This window comes from Okeania hirsuta (assembly GCF_003838195.1).
Classification (GTDB): domain Bacteria; phylum Cyanobacteriota; class Cyanobacteriia; order Cyanobacteriales; family Microcoleaceae; genus Okeania; species Okeania hirsuta.
In genome coordinates, this window is sequence record NZ_RCBY01000079.1 from 18,654 (window position 1) to 29,563 (window position 10,910).

Annotated in this window: 11 protein-coding genes and 1 pseudogene; 7 read left to right on the top strand and 5 right to left on the bottom strand. The window is 35.6% G+C overall.

What is annotated here, in order from left to right; genetic code table 11:
- Window positions 1-290 precede the first annotated feature (290 nt).
- Both D5R40_RS15000 and D5R40_RS15005 read left to right on the top strand, forming a co-directional pair.
- Complete coding sequence (locus tag D5R40_RS15000) at window positions 291-1,148, top strand: HipA domain-containing protein (protein WP_124145478.1); 858 nt, start codon at window positions 291-293, stop codon at window positions 1,146-1,148.
- Window positions 1,149-1,198: 50 nt separating this feature from the next.
- A complete protein-coding gene (locus tag D5R40_RS15005; protein WP_124145477.1) occupies window positions 1,199-1,945 on the top strand; it encodes an HIRAN domain-containing protein in 747 nt (248 codons plus the stop codon).
- An 87-nt stretch (window positions 1,946-2,032) separates the two neighbouring features.
- Here the strand turns inward: D5R40_RS15005 and D5R40_RS15010 are convergent, their stop codons facing one another.
- On the bottom strand, window positions 2,033-2,803 hold the full coding sequence (locus D5R40_RS15010) for a lectin-like protein (protein ID WP_124145476.1): 771 nt from the start codon (window positions 2,801-2,803) through the stop codon (window positions 2,033-2,035).
- Between the two features lie 90 nt (window positions 2,804-2,893).
- On the opposite strand from D5R40_RS15010, the gene D5R40_RS35290 reads away from it, so the two are divergent.
- Complete coding sequence (locus D5R40_RS35290) at window positions 2,894-3,064, top strand: hypothetical protein (RefSeq protein ID WP_161564576.1); 171 nt, start codon at window positions 2,894-2,896, stop codon at window positions 3,062-3,064.
- Window positions 3,065-3,182: 118 nt separating this feature from the next.
- On the opposite strand, the gene D5R40_RS15015 is transcribed toward D5R40_RS35290, so the two are convergent.
- From D5R40_RS15015 to D5R40_RS39610, 4 genes and pseudogenes are all read right to left on the bottom strand, one after another.
- A complete protein-coding gene (locus D5R40_RS15015; protein ID WP_124145475.1) occupies window positions 3,183-4,667 on the bottom strand; it encodes a polysaccharide deacetylase family protein in 1,485 nt (494 codons plus the stop codon).
- Window positions 4,668-4,743: 76 nt separating this feature from the next.
- Window positions 4,744-5,271 (bottom strand): DUF29 family protein, encoded by a 528-nt coding sequence (locus D5R40_RS15020; RefSeq protein ID WP_124145474.1) that lies wholly within the window; start codon window positions 5,269-5,271, stop codon window positions 4,744-4,746.
- A gap of 36 nt (window positions 5,272-5,307) precedes the next feature.
- Window positions 5,308-5,835, bottom strand: a complete 528-nt coding sequence (locus D5R40_RS15025; protein ID WP_124145473.1) for a DUF29 family protein — start codon at window positions 5,833-5,835, stop codon at window positions 5,308-5,310.
- A 128-nt stretch (window positions 5,836-5,963) separates the two neighbouring features.
- Window positions 5,964-6,137: pseudogene (locus D5R40_RS39610) on the bottom strand (UPF0175 family protein); the annotation flags it as partial.
- 354 nt (window positions 6,138-6,491) lie between these two features.
- On the opposite strand from D5R40_RS39610, the gene D5R40_RS41065 reads away from it, so the two are divergent.
- The 4 genes from D5R40_RS41065 (at window position 6,492) to D5R40_RS39620 (ending at window position 10,591) form a co-directional block, all read left to right on the top strand.
- Window positions 6,492-6,707 (top strand): element excision factor XisH family protein, encoded by a 216-nt coding sequence (locus tag D5R40_RS41065; protein ID WP_124145472.1) that lies wholly within the window; start codon window positions 6,492-6,494, stop codon window positions 6,705-6,707.
- Between the two features lie 5 nt (window positions 6,708-6,712).
- Window positions 6,713-6,985: an element excision factor XisH family protein gene (locus tag D5R40_RS41070; protein WP_275670390.1), complete on the top strand. Its 273-nt coding sequence runs from the start codon at window positions 6,713-6,715 to the stop codon at window positions 6,983-6,985.
- Entirely contained in the window at window positions 6,955-7,290 is a 336-nt protein-coding gene (locus D5R40_RS15045) for a XisI protein (RefSeq protein ID WP_124145470.1), read from the top strand. Before D5R40_RS41070 ends, D5R40_RS15045 begins: the two co-directional genes overlap by 31 nt.
- Window positions 7,291-7,480: 190 nt before the next feature.
- Window positions 7,481-10,591: a phospholipid carrier-dependent glycosyltransferase gene (locus tag D5R40_RS39620; protein WP_240038991.1), complete on the top strand. Its 3,111-nt coding sequence runs from the start codon at window positions 7,481-7,483 to the stop codon at window positions 10,589-10,591.
- The last annotated feature ends 319 nt before the right edge of the window (window positions 10,592-10,910 follow it).

Genomic DNA, 10,910 nt, shown 5'->3' on the forward strand with positions numbered 1-10,910 from the left:
TTTTTATTAGACATCTCCAGAAAAGAGATAATAGGTAGTATAGAATGGTAAATAGGGGGAAGTTATTAATAAGTTATTGATAAGAATTAATTAGATTTTTTATTTTTGAAGATGTCTATTTATAAATAAAAAAAATACAAAAAAAGCTTTAATTGATATTTAAAATTAGTTAGATACCACTTATGCACAGCTACTATCTATAGAGTTTAAAAATTATTGTACAATAGTATTGAGCGTTATCTATACCGTCTCAGCGTAAATCATCTTAGATTAAAAATAACTAACTAATAATGTCCGATTTATTTAAAATTATTGAAGTTTCAGAAGATTCAATCTCAGAAAATGAACAATTAGGAACTAAGGAAAAATATTGGTATTGCGAGGATGAAATTAACTACTTATATAAAAAAGCTAGACCTAATACTGGAGAAGCTTGGGCAGAAAAAATAACATCAGAATTATGTGAGTTACTAAACCTACCTCATGCACATTATGAACTAGCAATTTGGAAAGACAATTTAGGCACAATTTCTCCTTCCTTTGTATCAGACAATAACAGTCTTATTCTTGGCAACCAAATTTTAGTAAAAATAGACGAAAGTTATCCCGAATTTAGTTCTAATAATTACAGAGTGTCTGAACATACTCTTGATATTGTAGTTGAGGCGATCGCCAATAATCCTATGCCTATTAAATTACCTTTAAACTGGAAACCTCCTCAAGGTATTGAAACAGCAATAGAAACTTTTGTTGGTTACTTATTATTAGATGCTTGGATAGGTAACACCGATAGGCATCACGAAAATTGGGGATTTATTATGAATAATTCAGTACATTTAGCACCAACATTTGACCACGCATCTAGTCTAGGTAGAGAATTACTAGATTCCAAAAAGAAGAATATAATCAATAGTAAAGCTGTTAAAAATTATTTAGCAAAATCAAAATCGGCAATGTATGATAAAATAGGAGATAACAAACCTATGTTGACACTAGATGTATTTAAAAATGCAGCACAAATATATCCCAAAGCTGCTCTAATTTGGCTTGAAAATTTAGCGAATATATCAGCAAAAGATACTTTATCGTTATTTGAACGAATACCTAAAAATTATATTTCTGAAATTTCTATTGAATTTGCTCAATAAATTCTGAAAATTAATCAAAATAGACTTTTACAAATAAGAGAAAATTTGCAATGAAAAAATTATTTTTAGCTTGGCAAGACCCCGTTACTCGTGCTTGGTTTCCAGTAGGTCGCTTAACTTATGAAAATGGTTGGTATGAATTTGTTTACTTGAAAGGTGCAGAAAAAGCCAAGAAAGATTGTGGTTTTGCTGGTATTTGGTCTTTAAATGAATTTGATAAAGTTTATCGCTCTCAGGAATTATTGCCTGTATTTTCTCATAGAATTATGAAGAAAACGCGACCAGATTACCCAGATTTTATTAGTTGGCAAAATCTCTCAGAAACAGAAGATGACCCTATGGTTTTATTGTCTCGTAGCGGAGGTAAAAAAGTAACAGATAATTATGAAGTTTTTCCTTACCCAGAACAAGATGAAAATGGTGTTTATCATCTATATTTTTTTACTCATGGTTTACGATATATGGCGCCTGAAACTATTGACAGAATCAAAAAATTAGAGGTAGGAGAAACTTTGTATTTAATGCACGATGCACAAAACAGTTTTGACCGAGATGCTTTAATGCTACGCACCAAAGATTTTTACCTTTTAGGTTTTTGCCCTCGATATTTATTAAATGATGTTTTTCCCCTACTGAAAAAGTATCCTGATGCAGTTAAAGTAATATTAGAACGGGTAAATCTACCACCAGCGCCATTACAAATGAGATTGCTTTGTCATTTAATAGTCAAACATGATGATTTTCAACCTTTTTCTAGTGAAATGTATGAATCTTTAGCTGTACCAATTTTGAGTTAAATTTAAGTATCAAGTGAGGGCGAATGCCATTCGCCCATACATATCGGGTTTTCAAGGTGAAGCGTGCGTAAGTCCTGGAAATGATATTTATTTCTTTTTCTCTAACTTACACTGCCATGACCGATATAAACCTAAACCACTAAAAACAAATAAACTCAGTACTCCCGTTGGTTCATAAACTGGAACAGTTGCCAGTCCTCCATACTCAATATAATAACCTGATACCTGCCAATCATCATTGCTAGCTAAATCATTCCAAAAACCAGTGAAGCTAATTTGGGCAAAATCTTCACCATCATCAGTGTTGGGAGTATTATTAGGCTCTAATATAGACCAATTTGCATAACTATTATTAACAACTGAACCTTGAGGTGCAGCACTACCTTGCCAAAACTGCATTCCTGCTTCTGGACCTGTAACCCATTTCCATACTCCCTCTTCGCTAGCATCACTTGCACCGATCCATCCTTCACTAACTTGATCTAAATCATTAGTAGCAATAGAATTAACAAAATCACTTTCTGCTGCTGAAGTGATGGTTACTAGATAACCTTGAAAACCATTAAAGTATTTATTTTCTGCTGCAATTTTTGCTTCTTGCCAAGTCAACCTTTCTGGGACAGATACATATTCATAATAATGTCCTGTATCTGAAAAAAAAAGAGCTGCTGAAGCTGTTTTGCTAATTCCTAAGCTGATTAAAATTGCACCAATAGTAGCAAAAGATAATTTTTTGATCATGGTATTTACAACTAATCTACAAAAATAAGTAGGTGGCCATAAAGCAATCCCAATCGGGTTTTCACTGTTCTGAATCTTCATCACTATATGGATAATTAAACCTACCTGCTTAATCATTACATTTTTATTTAATGATCGTAAGTAACTTTACGAATGTTTCATAAAAATGTTAAACTTGTAAGTAATTTTACATAAATCAACCAAACTATGAAAAGAGAAGTAAATACTAATAATATAGTAGTGCATCAAGAAAGTGTGGGGATGTTAACGAAGTCAGAAGTCAGAAGTTATTTTTGTAACGGGGATTTGAGCAAACCTCCAAAAACCCGATCGCCAGTTAAGGCGGGGTTGCGCGACCCAATTATTTTGATAAGATGAATATGGTCCCTAAATCATGGAAATAATTATGGGATGTCCTCTATTTGGTCATCACAAACCCCCATTAATAAAGATATAAAATGATTTCTCTAGGGTTCCCTCTACCTTGTTTATTCAACTATTCCTGAGCAACCTCATCCTCTGAACTTTTCGGAAAATTTCCCTGCTGATAAGCGGTAATTTGCTCGTCACTCAACAAGTCCATAAAATCTGCTAACTCACTATAAGTAACACATCGAACTTCTGGTAAACCACAGACAGACTCAGCAAACCGAAACATTGCGTTCCAGTAAGCACCGTTATTCCAAGCTGAAAAATGATGCCCAATATCTATAGGAGCGCGGTTGCCATTATAGTTGTTCTGGAAATACTTCATGTAAGTTTTCAGAGTATCCTCCTCATAACGTTTCGCATTACGAGGGTTTGGTTTTGCCTTAGAATGCAAATAATAAAAGTTATAATCCATTGACAGAACATTTTTTCCACGAGAATTAGTCAGACTAGCTAACGGAAAGTTCCAAATACCATTTTCCTTTCGCGGCCAATAGTTAGATAATGCTACTTTGCTGGTGTCATAGCGGAAACCATTTTTGGCTAAAACTTTATACAAACCCGGACTTCGAGCTAATAGTGGTGCGCGAAAACCTTCGATGGCAGTGCGATCAAATACTAGAGAACCTGGCAATTCATTAATTTTATGCGCTCCAAAGAAAAATTGCTCGAAATATTTAAACTCTTCGCTCCAGTCTTTCTCACTCCATTTGCTACCATCAAAATGACCCACTGCATGAGACCCGATCTCGTGACCTTCTTGATAAGCGAGGTTAACCTGTTCGAGTCTCAGAGCAATATCTTCCGCTGTATCACCCCAACCAATATCCGACCGACCTTTTCCTTTCCCACCGGGAGCATCGTAAAGTTTTCGTTTGTCTTTGCTGACAAAATATACTGCACTGACAAAATAAGTGAACCGCAGGTTAATACCTTTTTTCTCCATTTCTTGGGCAAAGTTGCGCGATCTTTTCCAAGCGTCTAGGGAACTGGAACCATCAAAAGCTAACATCACAAATTGGGGCGGTTTATCTATTTTGCTAACTATACCTTCATCTTGCATCAATTTGTAGAGGAAACGTGCATTCCAAAGGTTCAACTGACAGCTATTTCCACCGTTAGCTTTGACACAAGCAGTGATTAATTCTTGAGGAAAAGGACCCATGACTTGGTTATTTTCGACGCAATAACCGATAATTTTGTTGAGGGTAGCTCCCTCCGGACATCTTCTGTTTCCATAAGCTTGGAGAAATAATTTTTCTGACCATTGGTTACTATTGCAACTGCCACCACCTCCCCATTCTCGACATTTTTTAATCATTGTTTTAGTGAATGGTCCAAGAGCGTATTCGCCGTTAGTATAGAAGTATCCACCTTTGTCGTTAATGGGCTTTTTTTCAAACTTTAATGTCTCTAATTTAGAATTGTTAGTGGGTGTAGGGTTGTCGGAAATATTTGATGTGTTGCTACAGGCAGATATTAAGATTAAAATACTGTAGATAAAAAGGCTATGGTATGATTTTTGTTTTTTTAGCACTTTGATATTTTTCACTCCTCTAATGTAAGCATTAAGCGGTCAGCTATCAGCTATTAGCTTTATAGAATTAAAAGTATGAGTAATAGATACCCTACTTATTCTTTCTACCAAATTTCCAATCTTCTCCACCGGGTAATAAAGTCAAATTATCGTCAATAACAGCTAACAAATCATTAGAAGAATAACTGTAAGTTAAGGCTAAAAAACTCTTAGCAGTTGTGATTACAGAATTTATATCCACCATTTCCTCCAGTTGAAACGGACTGTAAGCACCATTTTCAACCTCCACGCTAGCATCACCAATAGCAAATTCAATCGCCTCTTCTAATATCTCATCCCATTCTTCTTCTTTAATGTAATAAGAAGTTTTATTTTCCTTTAAATTTAAGCTTTTAATTTTTCTAATTGAAGCCCGAATTGATGCTGCCCAGGAATTAGTTAATCGTTTTTCCACCTGATTTTTCATTAAGTGAATTAACACCACAGTTAAATAATAATCTATCTTGAAAAGTATGTCTTTTTTACTCATGGCATCCAGTTCGTCAATAATTGCTAAGGCATCGTGATTTCTACCTTCCATAATGCAAGTCCTTAAATCAATTAACTCTTGAGTTGTCATTAGTTATTTTTCTCCTAAAATTAACAATTAAAGATGCTACTTATTTCTTCTGCCAAACTTCCAATCTTCCCCACCTGGTAATAATGCTAAATTATCGTCAATAACAGCTAACAAATCTTTAGCAGAACAACTGTAAGTTAAGGCTAAAAAACTCTTAGCAGTTGCGATTACAGAATTTTTATCTACCATTTCCTCCAGTTTAAATGGACTGTAAGCGCCATTTTCTACCTCCGTGCTTGCATCACGAATAGCACGTTCTATAGCATTTTCTAACATCTCCTCCCATTCATTTTCTTTGATAAAATAAGAAGTTTGATTTGGCTTCAAATTTAAGTCTTGAATTTCAATAATTGCATTGCGGACGGACGCTGCCCAGGAATTAGTTAAACGTCCTTCTACCTGATTTTTAATTAAGTGAATTAACATCACAATTAAATAGGATTTGATTTTTCTGATGATGTCTTTTTTACTCATGGCATCCAGTTCGTCAACAATTGCTAAGGCATCGTGATTTCTACCTTCCATAATGCAAGTCCTTAAATCAATTAATTCTTGAGTTGTCATCAGTTATTTTCCTATAAATTATTGGTGCTTAAAAGGGGAGTATGGGAGTATTTTGTAGCATGGGAAAAATTAAATACACAGCTCTAACAGAAGTAAATAACAAATCGGCGAAGTATCCGAAACAACTATCATAACCTCTTTGATTTTCCCTCTTTTTCTAGTTGTTTGTGGGTTTGGCGATCGCTGATAAAATCCTCTTCATCGTAATCTAAATCTACTCCTTTAGACTTAAGAAATTTATCTGCTTCTAAAGGGGTTGAAAATTCCAATAATTCTCGCAATTCACCGCTACTAATAGAACCTTCGCGATAAGCTTATACCACAATTATTTCGATTAGCTTACGTTCTAAATTTCCCCATTTTTCCTTTAGGAAAGAGGCAAGTTCGTCTGGTAAGAAAATCTGAATTTGCTGCATGAGTATTTCCTCTAGTTATTAACTTATCATATCATAAATGATGACTGGTAACTGATAACTGAAATGGTGTTATTCTCAAGAAATTTTCTGGTATAATACCAGCAACAGTCTCAAATAGTAACAGGAAATTATCTATGTCTCTGACAGTTGCAGACTTGGAAAAAGTCCAAAAACAACTAACAGAAACTCATCAATAAACCCGGTTTATATATAAAAACTACCCTCAGTATTTCTTTATTTATGCCAGCTAGAGATGCTTACCATAACAACTTAATTAATGCTTTAGTCAAAGATAATTGGAGCATAACTGATGACCCTTACGTTATCAAGTGGGGTCCCATTTCAGTTATCAGTTATCAGTTATCAGTATCTCTGGCACTCAGCATCGGGATTGAAAGACTAAAGCTGATTTTTTTCATTCCCTTGAAAGGAGAAACTTTAGACCTTGTTTTTTAGGAAAAATAGCAGTAGAATTGAAAAGTTTTGCAAGTCCTTCCCCAATGAACGATCTAGAAAATGCGGTTGGTCAGTATATCGTTTACCACGATGTACTCAAAAAAACAAACCCAGAAAGAATCCTCTACTTAGCAGTAGATGAAGAAGCTTATGAGGGTATATTTAGCGAACCCATCGGCAAACTAATGCTAGAAAACCAACGCTTAAATTTAGTAGCTTTCCACAAATTAGAGGAGGTAATTATTGAATGGATACCATCAGTAAATATCAACAAATAATCGAGAAAATAATCGGCGAATACGCTAAATTGCGCTATTCTGATAGCGAAGTAGAAAGAAAAACGGTTTTTGACCGAGAACAAAACCATTATCTATTAATGATTGTGGGAGTAGAAGGTCATAAAATGGTTCATGGTTGCATAGTTCATCTGGAAATTAGAGAGGATAAAATTTGGATTCATCGCGACGGAATTGAAGATGGTATAGCAGGAGAATTGTTAGCAGAAGGGGTTCCTAAAGACAAAATTGTTTTAGGATTTTATACTCCCGAAAAACGTAAGATAACCGATTTTGCAGTTTGTTAATTTGAAGAGCGTTTTCGCTGGTGCAAATTCCGGTAGTAGACTGATACAACTAATGGGTGTACATTAGGGGTGGTTTATATAAACCTTAGAGTAAGCATTAAAATTCTAGCTAAAACCCGCCCCCTACTATTACACCGTTTTAGATGTGTCAGTCCATTACAATTTTTGCTGATAACTGATACCTGAAATTATGATTTCCCAAGAAAAAAAAGAACCTAAAATTAATCACATCCTTACCCTAACTATTCTATGGTTATTGGGAGCGGTGAGCGATCGCCTCTGGTTTGCTTTTGATAAGTCTGTACCTGCTTGGGATCAAGCTGACTATCTCACGGGTTCCCTGACTTACTGGCGTGCTTTTCAAAATGTGCAACTGTTTTCTGGGGAATGGTGGCAGCATTTTTGGGAACTTTCGCCGAAGGTTCCGCCGTTGACTTATATTCTTACTGTTCCATTTCAAGTTACTTTTGGTAGGGGTGCTGACCAAGCAACATTAGTAAATCTATTTTTTAGTGTTATTTTACTAGCTTCAGTTTATAGTTTGGGTAAAAAATTATTTAATCAAAAAGTTGGTTTTTGGGCAGCAGTTTTATGTATATTATTTCCAGGATTATATAGATATCGTTTACAGTATTTACTCGACTATCCTCTCACGGCAATGGTGACTTTAAGTTTCTGTTGTTTAACGTTTTGGTATTGGGATAGGGAACAGGGAATAGGGAATAGGGAACAGAGAAGAGGCAACAGGCAACAGGCAACAGGCAACAGGGAAAATCAAACGGGAAAAATTGACAAAGAAAAATTTAATTTTAATTCTGAAAAAACCTCTATCTTCGATAAATTATTGTCAAAAATATCTGCTATAGGGAACAGGGAACAGGGAACAGGCAACAGGGAAAATCAAACGGGAAAAATTGACAAAGAAAAATTTAATTTTAATTCTGAAAAAACCTCTATCTTCGATAAATTACTGTCAAAAATATCTGCTATAGGGAACAGGGAACAGGGAATGGAAAATAGGGAATGGAAAATAGGGAAAATTGACAAAACAAAGTTTGATTTTAGTTCTGAAAAAACCTCGATCTTTGATAAATTGCTGTCAAAAATATCTGCCATTGCAAATCATTTACTTATATCTTTAACTCTAAAAGATTGGCTTTTGGCGACTGCTTTTGGCTTGGCTTTTGGCGCTGCAATTTTAGTTAAACAAACTACAATATTTTTTCTCTTCATTCCGTTACTTTCGATAGGGGTAAATATTCTCAGAAAACGGCAGTGGCAAAAGTTAATTCAACTAATTTTTTCTCTGTGTTTATCTGTGGCAGTTTTTTACCCTTGGGCGAGAACAAATTGGCTATTAATGTTAACTGCTGGTAAGCGTGCAACTGTTGATTCTGCTATAGCTGAAGGCGACCCCAATTTATTGAGTTTGGATGCTTGGCTTTATTATTGGAAACTGCTGCCTTATCATATTTCTTTGCCTCTGTTAATTATTCCCATTGGCGGATTATTTTTTTACTTTATTCGGTCGTTCAAAAAACAGGATAAATTCTCATCAAATTACCTTCACTCTTGCCGATGGTTAGCTATATTTTTAATTGGCGGATATCTAATTTGCTCCCTCAATATCAATAAAGATTTCCGCTACACTTTGCCATTATTGCCAGTTTTATCAATTTTATTAGCCTTTGGTTTAATGCAGTTTCCGAGAAAAGTAGGAAAACAAATTCGGTGGTTTACTATTGGTTTAGCTATTATTTTAATGGTGTTAAATCTCTGGCCTGTAGGTGGAATTTTCTTCAGAAAAATTTCTGCCTGGTTGAGTCCTGGCGGTGTTTATTATGCACATTTAGGTAAAGAATGGCCTCATCAAAAAGTAATTGCTGAAATTATCAAAACTGACCCCTATTTACGGTCAACTTTAGGGGTTTTACCTTCCACTCCAGAAATTAATCAACATAACTTAAATTATTACGGTGCTTTGCAAAATTTACAGGTTTACGGTAGGCAAGTAGGAACTAATTTAAAACAAGTACCTCAAGATGTGCGATCGCTTTCTTGGTTTGTCACGAAAACTAATGACCAAGGTTCGGTAAAAAGAATTAAAAAAGCTCAAGCTGCTATTGTTAATACCATCGAACAAAACCCTAATTTCCAACTACAAAAAAGTTGGTTGTTGCCAGATAATAGCAACTTAAATCTTTATCATAATCAGTTTTTGCCTGTAGAAGTTCATCCTCTAACTAAACCACAGGAAAAAATCAAACTAGACTATGTAATTTTATCGCCAAAAATTCGACCTGGAGTGCCAATACCTATTACCTATAAATGGTCTGGTTCTTGGCAAGAATTACAGTCCGGTTTAGTGTTGTTAACTTATCGCCGAGAAAATATAGCAATTCCCACAGTTACGAAGTACATTTATAATCCCCCTAAATCCCCCTTAGAAAGGGGGACTTTGAACGTTCCACCCTTAGAAAGGGGGGCAAAGGGGGGATATAAAACTGTATCTCATAGATTCAAGAACTGCTGTATTAATCCACCAAAATTTCAGCAATTAGTTTCTGACAATATCTCAGAAAAATCTATTACAAGTTTCATTCACGATCGCGCTATTGGAATGGGGAGTTTATACCCTGGTGTTTCTCCAGCAAATAAGTCTGAGGTCGGGTTTGAAATTATTGAAAGGATAGGAATGTTACCCCCTGCCAATATTTCATCAGGAAATTACATATTAGAAGCGACTTATCTTAACCGGAAAACTGGAGAAACTTATCCTATTCCCATACAACCCCCCGTGCGTGTCGAAGTAGACCCCCAGGCCGAAATATTACCAGCACCAGAATTAGATTTAGTGACACAGTTACGGATGTGGGGGCAAAAATTGCCTCTAGGAATAAAAGGTTTAGAAACTGTATTTGAGGAAGTGGGGCGAGTTAACCAGTACGATCCAGTCCAAGATTATACCACACAAGCAGAAAAAACTTTGTCATATCGTTTGCAGCAAGACCCCAATAATTTAGAGTTGCTCTATGGGTTGAGTTTGGCCAGGGTTTTACAACAGGATGCAGATGGAGCGATCGCTGCTTTGACTAGAGTAACTGAGTTAGATTCTCAAAACCCCTTTGCCTATGCTTATTTGGCTTTTGTTTATCTATATAACTTAAATCCCGGGCCCGCAGCAATAGCTTTGAAGTCTGCTTTGGAACTTGACCCCACTCAGCCAGAAATTAGAGCTTTAAATGGAGTTACTGCTTTGATGCAAGGGAATGTAATCAAGGCGTGGCGTTATCTGAAATAGGGAGTGGGGGAGTGGGGGAGTGGGGGAGTAGGGGAGTGTGGGAGATTGAGAAATATTTGGCAATGGCGCTGAGATAGAACATTTTTTTATACCGAATTAAACGGACTTGATGTTATCTCAAATATCCAGGTAGAGAGTTGGGAAAAGTGGGAAAAACGTTTCTCTATCTAAGCTTTAGCGTCAGTACTAAGTACTGAATACCTCATTTTTTGCCATAAGTCAAGACTCAAGAAGTGTGGATTTCTATATTTTTTTACCCACAACACCGTCACTTATGCTAACTTGACACTTACCGCAATAAATTGTTACATTTGTTTAC

What these genes read in the sequence shown, in the direction of transcription:
- D5R40_RS15005 (WP_124145477.1), top strand. Translation starts at nt 1,199, where the DNA reads ATGAAAAAATTATTTTTAGCTTGGCAAGACCCCGTTACTCGTGCTTGG.
- D5R40_RS15020 (WP_124145474.1), bottom strand. Translation starts at nt 5,271, where the DNA reads ATGACAACTCAAGAGTTAATTGATTTAAGGACTTGCATTATGGAAGGT.
- D5R40_RS41065 (WP_124145472.1), top strand. Translation starts at nt 6,492, where the DNA reads ATGCCAGCTAGAGATGCTTACCATAACAACTTAATTAATGCTTTAGTC.
- D5R40_RS35290 (WP_161564576.1), top strand. Translation starts at nt 2,894, where the DNA reads ATGAAAAGAGAAGTAAATACTAATAATATAGTAGTGCATCAAGAAAGT.
- D5R40_RS39620 (WP_240038991.1), top strand. Translation starts at nt 7,481, where the DNA reads ATGATTTCCCAAGAAAAAAAAGAACCTAAAATTAATCACATCCTTACC.
- D5R40_RS15025 (WP_124145473.1), bottom strand. Translation starts at nt 5,835, where the DNA reads ATGACAACTCAAGAATTAATTGATTTAAGGACTTGCATTATGGAAGGT.
- D5R40_RS15010 (WP_124145476.1), bottom strand. Translation starts at nt 2,803, where the DNA reads ATGATTAAGCAGGTAGGTTTAATTATCCATATAGTGATGAAGATTCAG.
- D5R40_RS15045 (WP_124145470.1), top strand. Translation starts at nt 6,955, where the DNA reads ATGGATACCATCAGTAAATATCAACAAATAATCGAGAAAATAATCGGC.
- D5R40_RS15000 (WP_124145478.1), top strand. Translation starts at nt 291, where the DNA reads ATGTCCGATTTATTTAAAATTATTGAAGTTTCAGAAGATTCAATCTCA.